This window comes from Coraliomargarita sinensis, from assembly GCF_003185655.1.
Lineage (GTDB): Bacteria > Verrucomicrobiota > Verrucomicrobiia > Opitutales > Coraliomargaritaceae > Coraliomargarita_B > Coraliomargarita_B sinensis.
Genome location: NZ_QHJQ01000003.1, coordinates 254,838 through 278,051, shown reverse-complemented (window position 1 = coordinate 278,051; position 23,214 = coordinate 254,838). Strand labels below are relative to the sequence as shown.

At 55.5% G+C, this 23,214-nt stretch carries 17 protein-coding genes; 11 read left to right on the top strand and 6 right to left on the bottom strand.

The window, feature by feature from the left end:
* Positions 1-125: 125 nt before the first annotated feature.
* Positions 126-1,451 (top strand): sialate O-acetylesterase, encoded by a 1,326-nt coding sequence (locus DDZ13_RS05780; RefSeq protein WP_110130485.1) that lies wholly within the window; start codon positions 126-128, stop codon positions 1,449-1,451.
* Positions 1,452-1,522: 71 nt separating this feature from the next.
* On the opposite strand, the gene DDZ13_RS05775 is transcribed toward DDZ13_RS05780, so the two are convergent.
* Entirely contained in the window at positions 1,523-4,417 is a 2,895-nt protein-coding gene (locus DDZ13_RS05775; RefSeq protein ID WP_158279808.1) for a glycosyl hydrolase family 28-related protein, read from the bottom strand.
* A 227-nt stretch (positions 4,418-4,644) separates the two neighbouring features.
* Here DDZ13_RS05775 and trpA point away from each other — a divergent pair, with 227 nt between their 5' ends.
* Positions 4,645-5,466 carry a tryptophan synthase subunit alpha gene (gene trpA / locus DDZ13_RS05770; RefSeq protein ID WP_110130483.1) on the top strand — a complete coding sequence of 274 codons (822 nt, stop codon included), beginning with the start codon at positions 4,645-4,647 and terminating at the stop codon, positions 5,464-5,466.
* Between the two features lie 33 nt (positions 5,467-5,499).
* Here trpA and DDZ13_RS05765 read toward each other — a convergent pair whose 3' ends face one another.
* Complete coding sequence (locus DDZ13_RS05765; RefSeq protein WP_110130482.1) at positions 5,500-7,860, bottom strand: LamG-like jellyroll fold domain-containing protein; 2,361 nt, start codon at positions 7,858-7,860, stop codon at positions 5,500-5,502.
* 95 nt (positions 7,861-7,955) lie between these two features.
* Positions 7,956-8,699 carry a PEP-CTERM sorting domain-containing protein gene (locus tag DDZ13_RS05760; RefSeq protein ID WP_110130481.1) on the bottom strand — a complete coding sequence of 248 codons (744 nt, stop codon included), beginning with the start codon at positions 8,697-8,699 and terminating at the stop codon, positions 7,956-7,958.
* A gap of 162 nt (positions 8,700-8,861) precedes the next feature.
* Between DDZ13_RS05760 and DDZ13_RS05755 the strand changes: the two genes are divergently transcribed.
* The 3 genes from DDZ13_RS05755 (at position 8,862) to DDZ13_RS05745 (ending at position 12,741) form a co-directional block, all read left to right on the top strand.
* Positions 8,862-10,880 carry a sensor histidine kinase gene (locus DDZ13_RS05755; RefSeq protein WP_158279807.1) on the top strand — a complete coding sequence of 673 codons (2,019 nt, stop codon included), beginning with the start codon at positions 8,862-8,864 and terminating at the stop codon, positions 10,878-10,880.
* Between the two features lie 5 nt (positions 10,881-10,885).
* The gene (locus DDZ13_RS05750; protein WP_110130479.1) at positions 10,886-11,530 is read left to right on the top strand and encodes a response regulator; all 645 of its coding nucleotides are present in this window, start codon (positions 10,886-10,888) and stop codon (positions 11,528-11,530) included.
* Positions 11,531-11,883: 353 nt separating this feature from the next.
* Entirely contained in the window at positions 11,884-12,741 is an 858-nt protein-coding gene (locus tag DDZ13_RS05745) for a PEP-CTERM sorting domain-containing protein (protein ID WP_158279806.1), read from the top strand.
* 13 nt (positions 12,742-12,754) lie between these two features.
* Here the strand turns inward: DDZ13_RS05745 and hemE are convergent, their stop codons facing one another.
* On the bottom strand, positions 12,755-13,786 hold the full coding sequence (hemE, locus tag DDZ13_RS05740; protein WP_110130477.1) for a uroporphyrinogen decarboxylase: 1,032 nt from the start codon (positions 13,784-13,786) through the stop codon (positions 12,755-12,757).
* A 58-nt stretch (positions 13,787-13,844) separates the two neighbouring features.
* The gene (gene hemF / locus DDZ13_RS05735; protein ID WP_110130654.1) at positions 13,845-14,768 is read right to left on the bottom strand and encodes an oxygen-dependent coproporphyrinogen oxidase; all 924 of its coding nucleotides are present in this window, start codon (positions 14,766-14,768) and stop codon (positions 13,845-13,847) included.
* A 40-nt stretch (positions 14,769-14,808) separates the two neighbouring features.
* Between hemF and DDZ13_RS05730 the strand changes: the two genes are divergently transcribed.
* The 6 genes from DDZ13_RS05730 (at position 14,809) to DDZ13_RS05705 (ending at position 22,403) form a co-directional block, all read left to right on the top strand.
* Entirely contained in the window at positions 14,809-15,723 is a 915-nt protein-coding gene (locus tag DDZ13_RS05730) for an NAD-dependent epimerase/dehydratase family protein (protein ID WP_110130476.1), read from the top strand.
* A gap of 370 nt (positions 15,724-16,093) precedes the next feature.
* Complete coding sequence (locus DDZ13_RS05725; protein WP_110130475.1) at positions 16,094-17,548, top strand: ammonium transporter; 1,455 nt, start codon at positions 16,094-16,096, stop codon at positions 17,546-17,548.
* Positions 17,549-17,593: 45 nt separating this feature from the next.
* A complete protein-coding gene (locus tag DDZ13_RS05720) occupies positions 17,594-17,932 on the top strand; it encodes a P-II family nitrogen regulator (RefSeq protein WP_110130474.1) in 339 nt (112 codons plus the stop codon).
* Between the two features lie 355 nt (positions 17,933-18,287).
* A complete protein-coding gene (locus DDZ13_RS05715) occupies positions 18,288-19,910 on the top strand; it encodes a fatty acid CoA ligase family protein (protein ID WP_110130473.1) in 1,623 nt (540 codons plus the stop codon).
* Between the two features lie 101 nt (positions 19,911-20,011).
* Entirely contained in the window at positions 20,012-21,004 is a 993-nt protein-coding gene (locus DDZ13_RS05710; protein ID WP_110130472.1) for an NAD-dependent epimerase/dehydratase family protein, read from the top strand.
* A gap of 58 nt (positions 21,005-21,062) precedes the next feature.
* Positions 21,063-22,403 carry a hybrid sensor histidine kinase/response regulator gene (locus DDZ13_RS05705; RefSeq protein ID WP_146209257.1) on the top strand — a complete coding sequence of 447 codons (1,341 nt, stop codon included), beginning with the start codon at positions 21,063-21,065 and terminating at the stop codon, positions 22,401-22,403.
* Here DDZ13_RS05705 and DDZ13_RS05700 read toward each other — a convergent pair.
* Positions 22,400-23,209 (bottom strand): TrmH family RNA methyltransferase, encoded by an 810-nt coding sequence (locus DDZ13_RS05700; RefSeq protein WP_110130653.1) that lies wholly within the window; start codon positions 23,207-23,209, stop codon positions 22,400-22,402. The two genes, DDZ13_RS05705 and DDZ13_RS05700, sit on opposite strands and share 4 nt — an antisense overlap.
* Positions 23,210-23,214: the final 5 nt, after the last annotated feature.

The following is a 23,214-nucleotide window of genomic DNA, read 5'->3' as shown; positions in this document are numbered from 1 at the left end:
AAATTCCTTGTCTGTCAGCGTGGATTGCCGATGATCCACCGAAGACCAATTACATCACACACGTTTGGGTCGACCATTGCTAAGTCTTATTCAGCCCGCCGCATATTTAAAATAAATCATAATCAATGAGAACACTCCTGACTCCTCTGCACCTATTTTCGATCCTCTTAATCACGATGCCGCTTGCCCGCGCCGAAGTTGTGCTGCCGGAGATCTTTCAGGACCACATGATCCTGCAGCAGGGGGTGCCCAACTGCATCTGGGGCACGGCGGAACCGGGCGAGAGAGTTACGGCGGGCTTTGCCGGCCAGCAGGTTTCCGCCAAGGCGGATCACGATGGAAACTGGAAGCTTTATCTTGCTCCTCTAGCGGCAAGTTCCGAGCCGCGGGAGTTGACTGTGGAAGCGAGTAACCGTATCGCGCTGCAGGACGTTCTGGTCGGTGAGGTTTGGTGGGCCTCCGGGCAATCCAATATGGCCACCGGGATCCGGCAATCGCGCGGGGATCAGCAGAAAGTCTTTGCCGCACAAAAAGACAATAAGCGTGTGCGGGCCTACATCCGGGGGAAGTGGTACCTTCTCTCAGAACAGGCGACACAAACCTCAGCGGTCGCCTTCTTCTTCGCCTTGAAGTTGGAGCAAACTCTGGATGTGCCGGTCGCTTATGTGGTGGTCGCCCAGAACGGCTCGAAGATCGAGCCTTTCGTCCCCCCGGCCGAAGCTGAGGCTTACGAGCTGGGCCCGAAAAGTTCAAAGATCTACAACGAGCGGGTGGCGCCTTTGACGGATTATGCCATCAAGGGCGTTATCTGGTATCAGGGAGAGTCCAACCGTGGTGCGGACAACTACTTTGATTCGCTCAAGGCCCTATACTCCGGTTGGTCGCGCGTTTTTGAGATGCCGGAACTTCCATTCTATCAGGTGCAGATTGCCCCCTTCAACAAGCAGGAAGAGAAGACTTCTCTGATTAGTGACAGTGTGTGGGCGGCCCAGTATCGTGCGGCCGAAGAGATTCCGGGCATGGGAATCATCCCGCTGCACGATACTGGCATCAGCGTCAAACGCATCCATCCTAGATCCAAGCAGCCGGTGGGCGAGCGTTTGGCGGCTCTGGCTTTGAAACATCAATACGGGAAGGATGTGGTTACCACAGGGCCGGTCTTTTCCCGGGCGATTCGCCAGAGCGACAAGATCTTGGTCCGCTTTGATCACGTGGATGAAGGCCTGACAACGACAGACGGGAAATCGCCCAGCTATTTCGAACTTTCCTCGGACGGGAAAAACTTTGTCGAGGCCGAAGCCCGGATCAAGGGCGAGCATGTCGAAGTCATGGCCGAGGGCGTTTCCGAGCCGGAGTTTGTCCGCATGGGCTGGTTCGACATCGCCATTCCCAATCTCACCGACAAAAACGGCTGGCCGGTCTTCGCCTTTCCGGCCCAGCCAGTCGAATGAGGAACAGGCGTAGGGCTTCAGCTTGCTGAATGCCGCATCCAGCTAGAAGCCGGCTACATTCTCCGGGGCGGTCAGAGGGTGTTCTGCTGGACCAGAATTCTGATAAAGAGCTGGGGCAAGACTTCGCTCGCGGTGGCGGTTACCGTCGTTATGCCCTCCACCGATGTCGAGGCGTCGAAGCTGACGGTTGCCCCGCCACTCGGCCCCTCGGAGCCGGGATACCAATCCTCCAGGTTGGGCGACCATTCATACGTGGCGCTGAGGTCGGATGGGGGGCGCAGATTTTTAGGGTGCGTGAAAGTAGAGACGGTGCCATCGGTCGTTATGTCGGCTACGTTGCCAGTGGCTGCGCTAGGATCGGTGCCGAAAAAGGCTTCGATACGATTCGGGATGCCGTCGGCGTCCGGATCATCTTCGGGAGCGGTCAATCCGCCCAAGTCGTAGGCGGCCGTCCAATCGCTGAGCGTCCCGGGCATGGTCCGTATCGTCAGTCCGGAAACCGACGCCGAATCTTCCAGAATATACCGGTTGAGGGCGCTGCCACCTAAGCCGCCGTAGTCCCGGTCGAGGTTGAAGCGCAGGGCGGCTTCGGTTTGGTTGGGTCGATTGCCGCTGTAGTAACTCTGTAACAAGGTGAGGGCTTCGCCGCTGTCGAGTGTCAACGTGACATTGGCCGGATCAGGCAAGGTGTAAGAGTTGTTATGAGGCGAGGATTCATAGTGACTGCCGATGAAAGCATGGCTGGCGTCATCGGGGCCATGGTAAAACAGGTCCGTGCCGGTCGTTGTGGGATCGGCCGTATTTAAGAGATAAACATCCAGTTCATAATTGTCGCCACTGTGATCCCGGATGGCATTAATTTGGAATTGAATGGATAGTCCGCTGACGACTTCACCCGCCGGCAGGGTCGGCAGGTTGTAGCGGTAGACGACATTGCTGTCGGTCCGGCTGCCGTTGCTTCCGGTGCCCCCGACGACCTTGTTGGATGAATCCACATAGTAGCCCAATGGATTTAAGTTCGTATCCTGCGAACGGCCCAGTATCTCATCCACCGCAACACGGGAGGCCGTGTTCTCGAGCGGAGGGATAATCTCCTGCACGGCGGTGATTGTGATCTGATCGGAGACGGATGTGGTTCCATTGTCGGCGGTCAGTTCCAAGACGTAGGTGCCTTCGCTCGGGAGGGCGACCGTGGTGCTCAAGGCGAAGGGGTCTTCGAATGTGGTGCTCGGGCCGCTGACTTGCGACCAGCTATAGGTTGGCTCCCCGCTTTCATAATTGTAGACGGTCGGGCTTAGCGGGTAGGCCGAAGTTATTTCGACGGTGGCATCCGCTTCCATGGCAAGCAGCAGGCCCTGGGCGCGTTTGGCCACTTGATCGGCGTAGATGGATTGAGGCTCCAGGTTGTTGCCTTCGCCGACCCCTTCCAGAATGTCGATGGGCGAGGTGTTTCCCCCGGTCGGGGTGGAGGCGCCGTTCTGACTGCCACTGGTTCCAATGATGTATCCGTAGCGGCCTTGTTCGCTTCGAACAATTGTGCTGTTATTACCTTCTCCGCTGGTATTCCAATACACGCCGTGAGCTGAGCTCAGGCCATGAGGGATCGTACCAGAATTACCGCGGTGGCTGGCGGTAAAGAAACTATTATAGACGTGGCACTGGTCGAAAAGGTTGGAGTGGCTGAAATGCATATGGTGGTCACTCCCGGAGCCGCCGGTCGAATAACTACCGCTCGAACCGGTCGAACGTCCTGTATTGCGGTCTTCACAGCGGAGGAAGACATTCCCGGACGTACCGCCATGGGAAATGACGAAGCCGTGGCGGGAGAAGTCGGCGATGGAATCACGGATCAGGTTCTCATGGCTGTGCTGGATGCGGTACATGTAGCCGTTCCCGCCGCCGCCTCCGTATTGAGAGCGTCGCATGGCACAGTCCGCCACCGTTACGCGGAAACAACGGAGCAGTCGCAACCCATTTGAGAGCATGTGGCAGGTATAGGTGTTGCCGGGCGCCTGATAGCTTTCCACGCCGGTGATCCATGAATCGGACGTGTCCTCTGCCGAAATCAGCCAACTGGCGTGGACTTGATAAGCCGGCTTGGTGGGGTCGTTGTAGTCACCGTTGTTCCAGGTGGTGCCGGGGTGCTGCAGGTTGCCGATGGAAAAATCCTCCAGTCCCACATGGGAAAGCATCCCGCCGATCGTATGTACTCTGGAATTATCGCGGGTTTTCATGCTGTAGCGGGTGGGGGTGTCGACTTCGATCCAGCCGGCACTGGTATCCACCGCGAGGACTTCCCTGAGGTACTGGGCGTCGGCGGGAGTCTCACCGGTTGATGCGTCCCAGTAGCTGCCTTGGTTATGCTCGTCGATCCAGGCCTGAGTGAAGGTCCATCTCATTCGTACAATATCCCCGACGCTGAAGGCAGAAGTGTCCGCCACCGGGATCCGGCGGGTCGGATTCAGCAGGTCATTCGTTATCGCAATTTCGTTTCCGAAACTGGTCGAAGGCGGCTTGATCAGCAGCACTTGTTTGCGGCGCATCTCATAGGACGTATTAAGGATGAAGGTCTGTCCCACGCCGTCGCCACGGAGCACGATATTTGAATCCTGAATACGTAGTGCGGAGTCATTCGTGCCGGGATCGACCCGGTAGGTCCCCGCCGGCAGATAAATCACGCCGCCTCCGGCGGCTGCTGCGTCATCGATCGCGGCCTGAATCGCCGCCGTATCATCGTTCGCATCGGTCGGGTCGGCACCATAAGCCGGGTCCGTCACGTTGTATACCGGACTGGTGATGTTTGGAATGCTCTCATCCCCGCTCCGGTAACCGGCGTAGGAAAAGTCCTGTATGAACGGGTCGGTATCAAAGGAGGCATTCTCGGGGGGTGTCCAGCTATCCGGGTACAAGCTGGACCGCCAGGCTTGGGCTGGAAGTGCGAAGCCAAGGAGGAGAAAGAGAAGCAAGGACCTCTTAAGGCCCGTGCTTAATCGTAAATCATGGGGAGAGGGCATTGAAAGCACTGTAGACGATGATTGTTGGAATGGTTACGGATAACTTAACAAAGCGATTGCACCAACCGTGTCAAAAGCGATGCAGCGGTCAAGTTGCCCCTAAAAGGGCTCGTTTTAGGTAATTTGAATTGCGCACTTTCCAACTTTACACCCTCTAAGCTACCCACCTTCATACCGGTATGAGTGATTCGCGAATTACAGATGCCTTTGCCAAAGCCCGGGACGAGAACCGTGCCGCTTTTGTGGCCTATCTCTGTGCCGGTGACCCGGATATGGAGACTTCTCTGGAGGCCTGTCGCGCTCTGATTGAAGCGGGCATCGATGTGCTGGAACTGGGCGTCCCGTTTTCCGATCCGCTCGCAGACGGCTTGACCAACCAATTGGCCGCCCAGCGTGCGCTGGAAAGCGGAATGACCGGTGAGAAGGTACTGGAGTTGGTCCGCCGCGTCCGCGAATTCAGCGAAGTGCCCATCGTATTCTACACTTACTACAACTTGGTTTTTGCCAAGGGGAGCGAGGCCTACGCCAAAGCCGCTAAAGCCGCCGGAGCCGATGCGCTGCTCACCCTTGATCTGCCGCCCGAGGAGTCGGCGGAACACCTGGCCGCCTGCGAAAAGCACGGCCTGAAGACGGTTTACATCGTGGCGCCGACCACACCCGACGAACGTCTGTCCATGATATGCCAGGCCACGACCGGCTTCGTTTACTACGTCTCCCGCGCGGGCGTGACCGGCGAACAGGCGGAAATGTCGGAGGGCATTCGGGAACGGGTGGCCACGATCAAGCAGCACACGGATCTGCCGGTCGTCGTCGGATTCGGAATTTCCAATGCGGATCATGTGCGCACCGTGGCTCAAGCCGCCGACGGCGTGGTCGTCGGCAGCGCTATCGTCAATTGCATCGCGGAGAACCCGGACGATAGGACAGCGATTATGGAAGCGCTGAAGGCCAAGATGGCCTCGCTTACCGAGGGTGGGGCTCTGGGAAAAAATACCGGGTAAAGTCATTGTCCGCTGCCTTCCTCTAAACTTTGCTCAAGGACTCGTCGTAATGGTCGTCTCGATACGTAGAAATTGCGAGTCGGACGAACTGACGGCTGTGTTGGAACGGAAAGTGACCTTTTCGTAGAAAGCGCCGATGTCGCTGGCTTCGGACGTGCTTTCCGAGCCGTCCGCTGATTGGAAGGTGCCGACATTGAGACTGCCTTGGTTGCTGACCAACCCCATACGAATGGTTTGCGGATCGGCGGTGATCCGATCAAAGGTAATTGTTGGATAAGACAGCTCCCCATCTTCCAAGAACATAAGTTCCATGGCCGGACTGCTGCCTGGATTATCCGGTAAGGTGCCGGCGGCGTATTCCTCGGCGTTGGGTGAGCCGTCGCCGTCAGGGTCGGCGCTCATGAGCACGTCATTACCCGATAGCCTGCTGAAGCCCTGCATGAAAGCATCGAAGCCGCCATCGGTGAATTTGGAGTAGAAGGTGCCGACGACGCGCGTGTTCCCCGGGCCGGGATCTCCGTCAAGGTCTCTCATGTTGCAGACCATGATAAATCGCTTCAGCTCGGGGATGTATTGAATCTCGGCGTCCTGGATGCGGTGGTTGTCCCAGTCATCCGTTTCGTCGGAGCGCGGTGCCAGGGCCACGCCGAGATATTTGAAGGGTTCGTCGATGTCCGTGCTGCGCCATGCCGTGACGCGATAAGGAACCCCCTGTTGCTCACGATCACAGAAGAGATAATAAATTCCGTCGATCTTGGCGATGGTCGCGTCGCCGACCCCGTAGGTATCCCCTCCGTCGGGATTCGGATCGACCGCCTTGTTGTCGACGAGGGTCCAGTCTCCGATACCGGTCGTTGAGGTATAGTGCGCCAGGCTGGTGCCGTCGGGGCCGTAAGGGAAATTGCCATGCTCGCCGAAGATATGAAAAAGGCCATCTTCGTAGTAAACACCAATATCATCCGCTTCAGACTTTGGGAAGCTGCCGGCCACCGTCCAGTTGCCGCTCGAATTCAGGAGGTCGCCGGTGTAAGTCAGAACACTTCCGTTTTCATAGACGTAGTAGGTGTCGCCGACTTTAACACCGTCGTCGTACTCGTATTGCCCGTTGATCTGATAGTTGCCTTCAATCAAGGTCCAGTCATCGCTACTCCAGGAAAAAGTATTGGTCCCCCAGAGAAAGGTATTCGAGGGCTCGTGGCTGATGATCAGGTAGTATTTGTAAGTGGAGCCACTTGGCTCGTAGAAGATGATCGGATCGTGATTATTCCCGTCTGTGGTGGAGAAGACGGGCTGATCCACCGGTCGATACCATTCCGTCCAGAGTGAGCGGCCCACCTTGTCTAAAAGTTGAAGATCGTCGCCCAAGATGACGATTTCGACACTTTGGCTCAGATCCGTTTTGTCGCCGCTAGCGGTTAGGGTGTAAGTTGTCGTTTCGTTGACCGTAATCTCCGTCGATCCGCTGCCGTCCGTGCTCAAGGCGGCGGCATCGATATTGCCGGGCTGGATGACCAGTGTGTCATAGTTGGAGGCGGACCAGGAGAGCATGACAACCGAGCCTTCTTCGACCAGGGTTTCGCTTGCCGTAAAGGATTGAATCTGCGGGAGGCTTCCTGCTTCGGAGGCCAGAGTCGCGACTTCGGAAGCACTCAGTGCAGAGTTATAAATGCGAACCTCATCGAGCAAGCCCGGGTATGAACTTTGGCTGCCGTCAGCATTGGCTCCAAAGCCGAAATCGGTGGTCGAGGTGTTCAGTGCTTGAGTCGCGTTATTCAAGTTGCCACCTGCGGTGTCGACTTCAGTGCCGTTAACATAAACAGTTAGTCCGGTGCTGTCGGAGCTCGAGCCTATGGGCTCCAGGTCGAGGGTGGTCCCGTCATAGACCACGGCCACGTGATACCAGGTGCCGGTGGCGAAAGGAGTGCCGCTATTGTCTGCGTTGAAGTAAACGTTGCCGTTGCCATAGCGTAGACCGATTCGGTTGGAGCCACCGGCATTGGTGCCGCTCTCGGCGACGATGTTGAATGCAGTCGCCGTTCCTGAACTACCGAGGCCGAGCATACGGTGTTGGTCGGCAGTGCCGCCAAAGCTTGGAGTTTTGAACCAGAAGGAGAGTGTTCGGGCCTTGTTGCCACCGATGCTGAAGTTGCTCACGCCGTCGGTGACACGTCCGTAGCTGCCGTTTCCGCCGGGCTCGTAGGCGGAGCCGATGATGCCGGACACATTGAGATCGCCGTTGCCGACGACTGTGCCGTCATAGCTGTTGGTTGCCGAATCGACGAGTGTGGTGCCGCTGGTTTCCTCAAACTCGTAGTGGGCCACCAAGGCCGCTTTCGCGGGCGCCAGCATGAGGGCGAATGATGTCGCGGCAAGTAAGAGCGGGATCTTTTCCATAAAGGGATGAGTATTTTATGGAGTGAAACCGGGCTTGAAAAAGCCCCGCCCGGCAAAAGCCAGAGCGGGACGCAATTAAAGCATACTGTAACCTACTATCGGCGGCGGCGAATTAGCAGTGTGCCGCCTAGTGCCAGCGCAAAGAATGAGAGCGCACTCGGCTCGGGGATGGCCCGCAGGTGTAGTGTCTGCGCTCCGCCGGACTCAGTTATCTCAAAATAGCGGCCGTTGACGGCATTAGAGGCAAGTCCTGAGTTTACTTCTGTCAGGTTTGTCCCGTCGTAACTCACTCCAGATGCGACCATGGTGCCATCAATGGCAAAGAAACTACCGACGCCACCGTCAGCACCGATCTTGTTTGCCATTTTTTGGTTGGTTGTACCGGTAAGGTCAAACTGTGTCACCGTAGCCGAATCAGCAGCGCCCGTGAAATTCAGGTGGCCGAGGAAGCCTCCAAAGCCTGACCGAAAGGCATTGAAAGATGACAGGTTGATGGTTCCTGACTCAAACGTGATCACGTTTTCTGTGTTACTGGTGTTATTAACCCTTAGAAAGTCGCCTTCAACAACGGCTCCGCCGCTAATGGTAAGAGTATCATCACTGGTAAAGTCTGCCGTGTTGCTATTGGTAAAGCCATTAACAGTGCCGGTATTAATAACTGTGTCGAAAGAACCGCTGCCATAACTTGGATGAGTCTGCAGGGAAGTGCCGTCGTCCCAGTTGCTATCAGTGAAGTTCCCAGTGCCGCCATCCCATACAAGCGTAACTGCATTAACGCCGGTGGCCAAAGTTGCGGCGAGAACAAATATAGATATGCGACGTTTGGTATTAATCATCATATGGATTTTTGGAGTCAAAAAGGATTCATCTATTATTGAGAACGGATTTCAAAACATACTACCATGGGAGTAGGTGTATGCCAATATGGTCAATTGACCAAAATTGCTTCTGGGCTCGACCAATTTGTTCCAACGGGGCAAGTTGAGAGGCAGTCACGGGTTTTGTCTACATCAGCGCAGTTCAGGTGGTTTTATGCGCCACCAGTATCCCTCGGAAACACCATCCATTTTTACTGGAAACGGGTTGTGCTTTGTGCCTTTGCCCTCTTCCCGGGTTTGTTAAGTGCATTTTCGATCTTTCCCTCGCTGACCGCTCCGATCCGGGAAGAGATGGAGGCGGTTCAGATTGAGCTGATCGATTTGCCGGTTTTTCCCGTCAACGTGAGTCCATGGACTCTCGGCTTTAGCTCGGCACAGCATCAAGAGCCGGAGTTGCCGTTTGTAATCGAAATCACATTTCCGGAGCCGGCAGTGGTCGATCTCGTCGCACTGATGCCATCCTCCTTTAAAGATCAGCGGAATGAGATCCAGTCCTGGGGATTTCCGTTGCGCTTTATGATCGAGCGCTTGCTGCCGGACGGGCAAGCCGAGATTATCGCCGATCATCGTGAAAGCGATTACCCGGTGCCGGGAGTCGACCCGCAGTTCTTTCCCTGTCCTGAACCGGTAACGACGACCGGCTTGCGCATTACCATCACCGAGCCGGGGAAAAATACCACCTGGTGGCGTTCCAACTCCATCGTCGCCTTCAGCGAGCTCTATGCCTTCGCCGGTGCCCGGAATGCGGCACTCAACTCGGAGGTGAAGGCAACGTCTTCCAACGAGTTCAGCTTTAGCTGGTCCACGAAGTGCCTGACCGATGGTTTTACCCTTTTCTCTCCACTGTTCCACAATTTGGAAGATCCGAAAAATAATATCGATGGGTTCGGTCTGAAAAAGCTGACATTGGATTTCGACTTGGGGCAGGTTTACAGAGTCGATGAATTCCGCCTCTGGCCCGTGGTGCATGCGATCCAGCATAACTTCCCGCCGACGACGGCCATGGGCTTTCCTCGGGCCATCCGCGTGAAGGCTGCAATTTCGGCAGATTTTTCAGGCGCGGAGGTGATTTACGAGAATATGAATTTGAATTATCGGCCCGGGGCGGGGCCATTCATGCGCCGCACCCGGCCCACCGATGCCCAATATGTTCGGTTTGAACTAAGTGAAGGCGTTCGAGATTTTATGCGGGATCAGTCGCGCGGAGTCCCCCGCATTGCCCTCAGCGAAGTGGAGGTCTTCAGTGCGGGTGACATTATTTCAAGGGGTATCCCGCTTCGCGCGGAGGGTCTCCGTCGTGGGGATCGACAAAGAGTGTCGAGCCTGACCGACGGCCGCAGCAATGAGGGCCAGATTCTTCCCCTCCGGCAATGGCTCACACAGTTCAAGCAAAGAGTGCAGTTGGAAGACAGGTTGCAATCTCTGCGTGGGGAGTTGAACGCAGCGCAGCTTCAAGAAGCGCAGCGCTTCAGGACGGTGGTTCTGGTGGCGATCGGTTTGATCCTGATTCTCCTTCAGCTCGTCTGGTTGGTCCGTGTCGCATCACGACGCAGGGCGGCGCGCATGCGGGAGCGGATCGCCTGCGACCTGCACGACGAGATCGGAGCCAATGTCAGCAGCATGGCGCACACGACGGAGTTGCTGGCGGAGAGTATCCGGGAGCCCAGTTCGGCTCAGACCCGCCTGCTGGGAAACTTGCAAGAAAGCGCCCAACTGACCTATCAGGAGACCAAGAACTTCATCCGATTTATCGAAGCTGAAAACCACTCGAGCGACATTGCCGAGCAATTTACGCGGGTAGCCGATCAGATTCTTGGCACGATACCACATATCTTCTCATTGGAGAACACACGCAGTTTCAATGCCCTCGATCCGGCGACCAAGTGGAACCTGCTTCTTTTCTACAAGGAAGCGCTCAACAACATTATCAAGCATGCAGAAGCCACGGCAGTAACGATCAAAACGCGCCGTGAGGACCGGGTGCAAATTCTTGAGGTGATTGACAACGGTCGCGGGTTTTCCCAAGACGAGCAGAGTTGCCGACGCCTTGAAGAACGGGCGACCATGTTGAGGGGAGAGCTGAAAATTGACAGTCAAGCCAAGCGAGGCACACAGGTTACACTCAAGTTCAAAAATTGCTAAGCTCGATGAATCAGGAAATACGCATTGTCCTCGTCGAGGATAACAAAGCCTACACGAAGTCGCTCTTGGAAATCATCGGCTTGAGTGGAGACATGGTATGTGTCGAGACCTACGCGACGACTGGCTCGTGTGAAAGTGCCTACAGCGCGGATGCGCCACCAGAGGCTGATGTTATTCTGCTCGATTTGAAAATCCCGCAAAAGGGCGGACTATCGCTGGTTCCTATGCTACGGGAACGTGCTCCAGATTCAGCTATCGTCGTGCTGACGAGTAATGACGACTATCGCACGGTCCTGGAAGCGATCAAATTAGGCGTGGTCGGCTACGTCCTGAAGGATACCTCGGTGGCTGATTTGAGGCGCATCATTCGCGAGGTCAATGATGGCGGGAGCGTGATCGATCCGCAGCTCTCGCGCCACGTCTTGGCTGCCTTTCGTGAGGACGAAGGGCTGGAGTCAGGACTTTTGAGTGACCGGGAGCGTGAAGTGCTTGAGCTCATGGCCGAGGGCCTGGTCAAAAAGGAGGTGGCGGAGAAGCTAGGCATCAGTTACAGCGCGGTCGCGCTCTACACCTCGAACATCTACGAAAAGTTGCAGGTGCCTAACGTCGCGGCGGCAGTCGCGACGGCGATTCGTAAAGGGATAATCTAATTTTTCTGTAGTCGGTTCGACTTGTCGCCCGACACGTAACTTGCGCCGAATCCCGCGCTTTTGAGGCAAGGCGATCGGCAGGTTGAGCCAGGGCGGCACCTGGCCACCATAGCTCGGAAGGCAAAGGCAGGAGTTTGCCCTGCTACAATCGACCGGATGTATTGTTGTTACAATCTGACAGGGCTGCCGAGAGGATTGCATTTGTCGCCGTGACAACAAGGACTGGTAGAATAAACAGAGTTTAAATAAGGACGAGAAAAGGATTTGCCCGTTGACGGTGAAGCCGGTCTGTTTATTTTCATTCTATGGTTCAGGCAAAGGTTTCCTTAGGTGCCGCGGCGAGGAGCGGATTCTTGTTGCTGACGTTCGTCTCGCCGCTCGCTGCGATTCAGATTGCGAACTACGACACCTTGACGAATGACCGTTTCGCCAATGACAACAGTTTTGTCGCGGACCAGTTTGACCTTTCCGGTGTTGGCTTCAACGGGACAGGTTCGGGTGGTGCCGGTTGGGTGACGATGATAAGCGAAAATGTCTACATCACTGCAAACCACGCCGATCCAGCTGTAGGATCCACTGTTACCTTTTACGCAAGTAACGATCCGAACGGAACGAGTGTGAATCGGACGATCAGTTCTAACCGACAGCAAATCCAGGGCACGGATATTCTGGTTGGTACCTTGGATAGTGCGCTTCCTTCGGGGTTTACTTTTTACGATTTCGCAACGGAGGACATTGTAAACAACGGTGACCTGCAAAACTCCCCATACAACGGGGCAAACGCCTATATCCTGGGCCGCTCGCCAACCGGTTGGCCGACGAGTCAGAATATGGCGGTCGGTCGCAACGTTCTGGACGGTTTTCAATCGAGTGTTACGGCCCCCGGGGGCACAGGCAGCGCCTTCGAGGCTACAGATGACGGGGCTTCGGGTGTAACTTACGAGGCCATGCTCCAAGGCGGCGATTCGGGAGCTCCCTTGTTTGTCGAAAATTCGCAGGGAGGACTCACTATCGTCGGGATAAATTGGTACATCAGAAATAGTTCGACCATCTTAGGTGCAACTTATGTCGGCAATTACGACGACCAAGATACGAACGGCAATGATGGGATACAAACTTTCATCGACGCCAACCCCGTGCCCGAGCCGAGCACTGTCGCCTTCCTGTTGACTGTGGCCAGCGGAGTTCTCGCCCTGCGTCGCAAAGTCTGAAAGGTCCGGCTGCCTAGGCGTTTGCCCGGCCGGTCACAGTTTCCATCAGTGCCTCCACGCATTCGATTTTTGCGGTCGGGATCATGCCGTGCCCCAGATTAAAGATGTAACCGGGCATGCGGCCGGCATCCTCGAGCACGCGTCGCGCTTCGCGGCGGGTGATTTCGGGAGTGGTGGTGAGAATGACCGGGTCGAGATTGCCTTGAACGGCAGCACCGTGGCCGATGGTTTGCCGCGCACGACGGAGGTTGATCGTCCAGTCGAGGCTGATGACCTTTGCCCCGGTATGCATGAGGTCGGCGGATTTGTGGCCCATGCCCTTGGCATAGAGGATGACGGGGGCCCGTCCTTTGAGTTCGTGAACGATATGGTGGATCCAGCGCAGCGACCAGGATTCATAGTGGTTGTCCGGGCAAATGGCGCCCCAGGAGTCGAAGATCTGCACGGCATCCACCCCGGCGTCGATTTGCATGTGGAGGTACTCGATGATGGCAGCGCTCAGCTTTCGCATGAGAGCTTCGAATTGATCGGGCTGGCCGAGCGCGAGCTGTTTGATCGCGGTGAAGTCCTTCGCCGAGCCGCCTTCAAGCATGTAGCAGGCGAGGGTCCAGGGGGAGCCGCAAAAGCCGAGTAAGGCGGTGTCTTCGCCCAGCTTGGAACGGGTCAAGCGGAGGGCATCGCCCACGTATCCGAGCTTTTCCCCCATGTTGGTCGAATCGAGGCTCTCGATTTTTTCGGGGCTATCCAGAAGATAGTCCATTCCGATACCGCCTTTATCCCGGAAGTGATAGCCTTGCCCCAGTGCTTCCGGGATGACTAGGATGTCGGAAAAGATAATGGCGGCATCCAGGGGGAAGCGCTTGAGCGGTTGAAGTGTGACCTCGGTGGCCAGTTCCGGTGTCCGCACCATGGTGAGGAAATCGTGCTTTTTTTTCAGCTCGCGGTATTCCGGCAGATAGCGCCCGGCCTGGCGCATCAGCCAGATAGGCGGGCGGTCTACCGGTTCCTGATGGACGGCGGCAAGAAATCGTTCGCGGGGAGTCATGAGAGGTGTTGTTCGTTGGCGGTTGTTTGGGTGGGTTCTAGCAGTCAACTAACAACAATCAACCAACAACCTTGCTTGCCCAGTCGCTGGGTTTTAGATAAACGTCGTAAAGTTCGGCTTCCGGGCTGCCCGGTTCGGGGTGCCAATCATAGTCCCAGCGGACGAGGGGTGGGAGTGACATGAGGATCGATTCGGTGCGGCCCTTCGACTGGAGGCCGAATAGGGTGCCGCGGTCGTAAACCAGATTGAACTCCACATAGCGCCCGCGGCGGTAAAGCTGGAATTTTCGCTCGGGCTCGCTGTACTGGTCACCCTTGCGGCGGGAAACAATGGGTTGGTAAGCCGGAATGAAATGGTCCCCCACCGATTGCATCAGGGCAAAGGCATTCTCAAAACCGCCGTCATTGTAGTCATCAAAAAAAATGCCGCCGATGCCGCGCGGTTCGTTACGATGAGCCAGAAAGAAATAGTCGTCGCACTGCTGTTTGAATTGGGGGTAGATTTCTTCGCCAAAGGGGTCGCAGGCGGCTTTGGCGGTCCGGTGCCAATGAATGGCATCCTCGCGGCGGCCGTAGTAGGGAGTCAGGTCAAAGCCGCCGCCGAACCACCAGACGGGCTCGCCTTCTTTCGGCTCGGCGTGGAAAAAGCGCACGTTCATGTGCGTGGTGGGCACGTGCGGATTCTCCGGATGGCAAACCAATGAGACACCCATGGCGCGAAAGCTGCCTCCGGCCAGTTGGGGGCGTGCCGCTGTGGCGGAGGCTGGGAGTTGGGCTCCCCGAACGTCGGAGAAATTAATCCCGGCTTTCTCAAAGACGGCTCCCCCTTCCATGACGCGGGAGCGGCCACCGCCTCCTTCCTCCCGCTGCCAGGTCTCTTCCTGGAAGTGCTCCCGGCCGTCCTCAGCTTCAAGCGAAGCGCAAATTCGATCCTGTAGATCGAGCAGATAGGCACGGACATTTTCTGGCTTTGCGGTTTGCATAAAAGCGGGATGTTGTCGCAGCTTATCCTTTTCGACAAGCATGACATCAAAAGACACAGAAAAAAGCGACTTCCCCGAATCAGTTATGATCTTTGGCTGCGGCTATGTCGGGACTGCTCTGGCGGCGGTCTTGATCCAGCGAGGGGTTCGGGTGGGCGCACTCACCCGCAATCCGGAGCGTGCGGATGAGCTTCGGGCGCTGGGCGTCTCCGAAGTCATTGTGGCCGACTTGGACTCTCAGGATTGGAAAAACCAACTGCGGGAAAGTTATGCCGCGGTGGTCAATTGTGTCAGCTCCGCAGGTGGCGGGTTGGACGGGTACCATAAGTCCTACGTGGAGGGTCAGCGGCGCATTCTCGAATGGGCGAAAACCCAAAAGATACGTAGCTACCTCTACACCAGCAGCACCTCCGTCTATGCACAGGATGGCGGCGTGGTCGTGGACGAAGATACGGAGACTTCCGGCGCCCCTGCCACCGGACAAGTGCTGATCGAATCCGAGCATTTGATTGAAACGCATGCCGAGTTATTCGGCGCCTGGTATGTCTTTCGCCTGGCTGGTATCTACGGGCCCGCGCGACACTTTCTGCTCAATCAGTTAAAAGAGCGACGCGGCACGATTCCTGGCCGGGGCGATTATCATATGAATATGATTCACCGCGACGATATCGTGAGCGCAGTCCTGGTGGCACTGGCGGTCAGGGCCCCCTCCGGCGTCTATAATATCGCCGATGACGAGGCTGCGCCCAAAGAGACGGTGCTGACCTTCCTGGCGGACCGGCTTGGATTGCCGGTCCCGGAATTCGATCCCAACGATATTCCGCCACGGTTGAAGCGGCGGGGCGGACGTATGCCGGATCGAATCGTTTCCAACCGAAAAGCCAGAGCTCAACTGGGTTGGGAGCCGAAATACAGGTCCTACCGCGAGGGCTACGCGGCGCTCCTGAAGAGCTGATTTTCGTGGCGTAGTCAGGCACCCCGGTTGCGGTGAGTTGCGGTATCAACTTTCGGCACAGGTCGTTGGGAACAGTTCGTTTTTGTTTGCAAGAGAACGGGGAAGGCACGGTCGGGATCCAAAGAGATTGCGAAAATTACGCAAAATTTTACAAAAATCTATAAGTATCTGTTTATTAGGACTTAAAGATTTTTAAAGCTCTCATTGTATCGGCTGGGAAGAGGCTTTTTGACGCTTCTGTGATCGGGTCAGGTTCAGTTGGCACAGGGGTTGCTTAGATGTGGTGTTCGCGTTTTCGCGTTCCGGTAGGAGCCTCACTCATCCGCTCCCTCCCAAATCTAAAAAAGCAATAACCTGACAAAATAATACAATGAAGATAAAAAAATACCTTCTCGCTCTGCTGCTTGGCAGCTCGGCGTTTCTGACGTCCGGCACGCTCGGCGCACAGGACATGCCGGAGGAAGTCGCTGAAGTAGCCGAGGCAGCTGAAGAAGCTGCTGCGACTCTTGTGCTTTCAGCCGAAGCGGCTGTTGCATCTGGAGATGAACTCGCTGGTGACTACCTCGCCTTGCTCCAAGCTCAAGGCGAATACGCCTACGCATTCGATTTCTTCACAACCTCCATGTTGTGGACTGTGATTGCTGCGGCCCTCGTGTTCATCATGCACCTCGGCTTCGCCACACTCGAATCGGGTCTGACTCAATCGAAGAACGCCGTGAACATCATGTTCAAGAACGTGTTCATCATCTCGATTGGTATCATCTCGTACGCCGTCATCGGCTTCAACACGCATTATCCCGGAGATTTCAACGGCTGGTTCTCTATCGGTGGTTTCATCGGTGACCTCAGCGGTCCGGGTATGGACACTTTTGATTACGGTGGTGTCGGCCTCGCCATGACCGCTTACGGTGACTTCATTTTCCAAGCCATGTTTGCCGCAACTGCCGCAACGATCGTATCCGGTGCTGTTGCTGAACGTGTGAAACTTGGTAGCTTTATGATCTTCGCTACACTGCTCGTTGCGATCGCTTACCCGGTTGTCGGTTCATGGCACTGGGGTGGTGGCTGGCTCGGTGGCCTTGAAGGTGGCTTCTACGACTTCGCCGGTTCCACTGTGGTTCACGCTTTCGGCGGTTTCGCTGCCCTGGCCTGTGTGATGATTCTCGGACCGCGCGCTGGCAAGTATGTCGACGGCAAGATCAAGCCGATTCTCGGTCACAGCATGCCGCTGGCGACGATTGGTGTCTTCCTCCTTTTTCTCGGCTGGTTCGGGTTCAACGGTGGTTCGGTTCTTTCGGCCAACCCCGCTGGTCTTGGTCTGGTATTCACCACGACCGCTCTGGCCGCAACCGCAGGCGCACTCGCTTCGATCGTCGTTTCCTGGGTCTTCCTCAAGAAACCCGACCTTTCGATGGCGCTTAACGGCATCCTTGCCGGTCTTGTCGGTATCACTGCCGGTGCCGATGCCATGGGGCCTGGTGCTTCCATCATCGTCGGCGCTATCGCCGGTGTGATTGTCGTCTTCTCGATTATCTTCTTCGATAAGATTAAGATCGACGATCCGGTTGGTGCCATCTCCGTACACGGTGTCTGTGGTATCTGGGGTACTATCGCTGTCGGTATTTTCGGTGGTGCTGTCTTCATGACACAGCTTATCGGTACGCTTGCCGTTTCCGCCGCTGCATTCATCTTCTCGATTATCCTCTTCGGTATCCTGAAGGTAACCATCGGTATTCGTGTTTCTCCCGAGGAAGAGGCTGAAGGTCTCGACATCGGTGAGCACGGCCAGGAAGCTTATCCTGATTTCGCAGCGAGCTCCCGCTAAGTTTCGCCTAGCCAATTAACCACACAACCATTACAGAATAATATTATGAAATTGGTAAAAGCAGTTATAAAGCCCTTCAAACTTGAAGAGGTTAAAGAAGCTCTCGCCGACATCGGCATCGAAGGTATGACAGTCACGGAAGTAAAAGGCTTCGGTCGCCAAAAAGGCCACACCGAGATCTACCGTGGCAGTGAATACACCGTCGACTTCCTTCCCAAGGTTATGATCGAGATCGTCGTTGATGACGCCGACTCCGAGAAGACCACGGAAGCAATCGTCAAGGCCGCCAAGACGGGCAAGATCGGAGACGGCAAGGTCTTCGTCCTTCCGGTCGAAAGTGCGATTCGTATCCGCACCGACGAATCCGGTGCTGAAGCGCTCTAAGCCTGACGGAGAGAATTCTCTAGCAATCAACGAACGGCCACTCCTCGCGGGGTGGCCGTTTTTTGTATCATCAGTGGAGCTGCGCTTGCGCATGCCAGTATTCCAAGGCCGAATAACACCGATACATCGGGTTTTTTGTTCAGGTTTTCCCGTATATAGGCTTTGTATGAATTTTTGCGCATCCAGGCATGCGCAAGCGCAGCCTTTACAGGTCAAGGATTTTGATCGGCACACTCAGTTTCTCCAAAATTGATCTTTCATCCCTTGCCGGCAGAACCATGAGCCTGCGACGTCGACGCGTCAGGTTGGCGATTGAGGCTTTCCACCTTTTCAAAATTCCTTCTTCCTCGGGGCCATGCCGCACAACGTTGCTCACTTTCTTGCCGCACAGGCCCGTCGTCAGCCGGACGGTCCTGCTGTGCGTGCACCCGATGGTCGTGAGGCTGAAGGCTCGATAAAATATATTTCCCGAAGTTTTGCCGAATTGGAGGCTGACGCATCGGCAGTCGCGCATTACCTGTCTGAACTTGGTGTCTGTCGAGGCACCCGCGTGCTGCTTATGGTGAAGCCCGGCTTGGATTTGATCCGGATTGTCTTTGCGCTTTTTAAAATTGGGGCCGTTCCCATCGTGATCGATCCAGGAATGGGCCTGAGGCGGTTTTTGAAATGTGTGCGACATTCCCGTCCTGAAGCCATTGTCGGCATACCGGCTGCGATCTGGATTTCGCGCATCTTCCGCTCGAGCTTTGCTGGCGTTCGCGTCAAGGTAACGGTGAACCGCGGTTTTTCCCGGAAGTTGTTATCGGATGCACGGGGGGATGCTTATCCCGTGGCCGATTCGGCGTCTGACGAGCTTGCTGCCATACTTTTCACATCCGGTTCGACCGGACCCGCCAAAGGCGTTCTTTATGAACATGGGATGTTCATGGCCCAGGTCGAAGCCATTCGCTCGCAGTATGGGATTGGGCCGGGGGAGGTGGACTTGCCCATGCTTCCCGTTTTTGCTCTGTTCAATCCGGCTCTGGGCATGTGCACGATCGTCCCGGAAATGAATCCGAGCCGTCCGGCGACGGTCGATCCGGAAAAAATCGTCCGCGCCATCCAGCAAAATCAAGTGAGTAACAGCTTCGGTTCACCCGCGCTGTGGACAATAATTGCTCGTTACTGCGAGGCGCGGGAGGTGACTTTACCGAGTGTAAAACGTATCCTGATGGCCGGTGCCCCCGTTCCGCCGGCTTTGATGGAAAGAATGCAGGCGGTCATTCCGAACGGGGAGATTCATACGCCCTATGGCGCCACCGAAGCCCTGCCGGTAAGTTCCATATCTGCCAGTGAAGTGCTGAAGCATACGGCTGCACAAACCCGTCGGGGAGAAGGCACTTGTGTGGGGAAGCCTTTGCCCGGGGTTGAGGTTAGAGTGATTGAAGCCTCCAATGGCCCCATCGAGTCGATCGAGGGGTCGAAAGTGCTTCATGCTGGAGAAGTGGGTGAGCTGATTGTCAAAGGGCCTTCGGTGACCCGGGGGTATGACAAGCTTCCGGAAGCGGATGCCCGATCAAAAATTGCAGATGGCGAAGGGCACTGGCACCGCATGGGGGACCTTGGTAAATTCGACGCAGCGGGCCGTATCTGGTTTTGTGGTCGCATGGTCGAGCGGGTGCTGACCCAAAACGGTCCCCTCTACACGGATTGCTGCGAGGCTATTTTTAACCAGCATGCCAAAGTTTATCGCTCGGCCTTGATCGATACCGGCGGTGGTCATCCGGCTGTCGTGATTGAGCCCGAACCAGGGCATTATCCATCGAGCGAAGCGGATAAGGAAGAATTCTGTTCAGAGCTTGGACAACTGGCTCGAGCAAACGCGGTGACACAGTGTATTGAGCGATTCTTTTTCGAAAAATCGTTCCCCGTCGATGTGCGGCACAACGCGAAGATTCATCGCTTGTCGCTTGCGGAGAAGTACTCAATGGAAAATTGAAGCCTGAGCCTCTGCGATAGAAGGAGCATGAGCGGAGTGAAACAAAGAATTGGTATGACTCGGGGCTCGCACTCGCTTGTTGGCTTCTTCTAATTCAGGGCATGAAGATTTTAGTGACCGGTGGGGGCGGCTTTGTCGGCGGGTATATTGTCGATCTGTTGCTTGCGCGTGGCTATGCGGTGAGAAGTCTGGGGCGCTCTCCCCAGCCTAAGCTTGAAGCAAAGGGAGTTGAGGTTATCTGTGGCGATCTTGCCGATAATCAGTCTGTTTCCGATGCCGTTGCCGGAGTTGACGCGGTGTTTCATGTTGCGGCCAAGGCGGGGGTTTGGGGCTCATGGGACAGCTATTATCAGGCCAATGTCGTCGGCACCAAAAACGTGGTCGAAGCCTGTCAGGCGCACGGGGTCACTCGTCTGGTTTACACCAGCACGCCCAGCGTGGTCTTTAATCGTCAACCGTTCAGGGGGCAGGGGAACGAGTTGCCCTATGGGAAGAACTGGCTCTGTCATTACGCCCATACCAAAGCAATCGCCGAGCAGGAAGTACTGGCTGCCAATACGGATTCGTTGAAAGTGGTCGCACTGCGGCCCCATCTGGTTTTCGGGCCGGGAGACCCGCATCTGCTGCCCCGCGTGGTGGAGAGCGTTAAAGCCGGGCGTTTGAAAATCGTAGGCGACGGCCGCAACCGGGTGGATGTGTCTTTTGTCAAAGACGTGGCGGCAGCCCATCTCGCCGCCTTCGATGCACTCGATTCCGGGCGCGGGGCCGGGCAGGCCTATTTTATTTCGCAGGGACAACCGGTCGAAATCTGGCCTTGGTTGAATCAGGTACTGGAAGGACTCGGACACCCGCCACTGACAAAAAAGATTCCTCTGCCCTTGGCCTATGCGGCAGGAGGTGTGGGCGAATTGGTCTGGAAATTGTTCAACAGGTCCGGCGAACCTCCAATCACCCGTTTCGTGGCGGTCGAGCTCGCGAAGGATCATTACTTTGATTGTGCGCAGGCAGAGCACGACTTGGGAGTTGCACTGGGGTACACGATGAAAGACGCGCTTAACCAGACCATAAGCGATCTTAAAGAGCGTGGGTTTTAGCCGCGCACAAATTCCTTAGGATTTGACCCAAGATTCGATCTCATTTCTTGTTTTTCGCGTGTCCCCACTACTCCTAATCACGCTGGTCAGCGCTTTGCTTTTTATTGGTCTGTTGGTTGCGGTTATCATACTGTGGTCTCAATTAAGGACGGCTCGATCAGACCTTTCAGTCCAACCCCGGGATGACGATCGTCCGATTATCGTCAGCGAAGCTAGCCGGGTTGGCTCGGATGCGATGTTCGCGACGCTTTCACACGAGTTGCGTACTCCTTTGAACGGTTTGCTGGGGATAGCCCAGATGCTCAACCAAGAGCGTAATGATGACGACCTCGAAGCTATCGAAGGCTGTGCCCGGCACATGCTTTCCGTTATCACGGCGATGTTAAACCACTCCAAAATACAGTCGGAATGGGAGGATTTGCCTGAGTACCGGGAATGGGTCAGCCCCTTTGAGCTGATGGAGCAAATTAAGCGCCATCTTTCCTTCCGAGCAGGTTTGCGTGGCTTAAGTATTCAATTGGAGCATCAGGATAGGGTGACTCGCTTGCGCGGGGATTACGATCACTTGAAAAATATTGTCGAAAATGCGATTTTGGGGTCTTTGGAGTGTGTTTCCCTGGTGAACATTCCTTCCGGGACGAAGCCGCTGACGATCAGTTGGGAGTGTAGCGACGGCGAGATGCGTATTCGCATGCGAAACCCATATGAGAATTACTCAGAAGACCGCCGAAAAAACATACGCACGGCCGGCGGTCTGACGACGGGTGAAAATCATTCCCGCATCAAGATGGAGTATCTTTACTGGGCGGTGTCTTCTTTACTGCTGGAAAAATATAGAGGCGCAATGTTTTCGCGGCCTGATGAAGTCAGTGGTGGGGTGGAAACATTGATTTCTTTTGAAATGGAAAGCATGAAAGCTTCGCCTACCGAAAAAATGCCCATCGGTGGGCTGTCATTTGAGACCAAGACGAAACCGCTCAAAGCGGTCAAGCAATTGCCAATGAGTCTGTCGATCCTTGTCGCAGAAGATGATCCGATCGCCCGTAGTCTTATGTCTACGGTGCTTAAAAACATGGGGCAGGAGGCTACATTTGCGACCAACGGCCGGGAGGTCCTCGATTTGGTCAGCCAATCAAACAGTTCTTACGACATGATTTTAATGGATATTGATATGCCGATCATGGACGGTGTCAGCGCGGCGATTGCCTTGCGCAACGGTGAGTCCGGGGAGTTTGGCACCAAGGTTCCGATCGTTGCCGTCACGGCCTTCAATACGCTTTCTGACGAAAGCAAATTCAAGCGCGCGGGGATGAATTATTTTCTTCCGAAACCGGTCAAGCTCAGGAACCTTCGTGAGGTCATTCTTGAAGTGGTCCGTCAGGATAAAAACATAAGTTAGCTGTTTTTCCGCTGGCGTCTGGCTTCGTACAGGCAAACAGCGGTAGCTGCGGCAACATTGAGTGAATCAGCCCGGCCCTGCATGGGAATGCGGATCTTTTCCGTGGCACGTTTCAGCCAGTAGTCACTGAGACCGTGACTCTCGCTTCCCATGAAGAGGACGGTCGGTCCGCGCATGTCAACGTCCCAATGCATCAGCTTCGTGTCCGGTGTGGAGGCAAGCATCAGAATGGAGTGATCGCTCAGCCATTTGGCCAAAGTATCTTTTTCCGCCTGAACGATAGGCAGGGCAAATACAAGTCCTTGGGAAGAGCGAATCGCATTCGGATTGTAGAGATCCAGCACACAATCCACGAGAATGACGGCATCGACTCCAGCACCATCCGCACTACGCAGGATGGCTCCCAGATTTCCCGGTTTTTCGATGCCTTCCAGGACGAGAAGGAGAGGCGCAGCCGGCAGCTTCAATTGGGAGAGGGCGGTCCCTTCCTGTCGTGCCACCGCGAGTAAACCGTCCGATCCCTCGCGTAAACTGGCTTTGCTGAAGGCTTCCTCGCTCAAACGTGTCAGGCGAGGGGTGTCATTTTGACGTACTTTGCTGATGAATGTGGCATGGTCTTCTCCGGGGAAGAATTCCGGGCAGTAATAGAGGTCCTCCAACTGGTAGTTCGCTCCGATGGCGTGACTTATTTCGCGCAGGCCCTCCACCAGAAAACGCTCCTGCCGGTCCCGGTGCTTTCGCTCGCGCAGCTTGACCAGATTCTTCACCTGGTCGTTTTGGCGGCTTTGAATGTAGGGCTCGGTCATCGCTG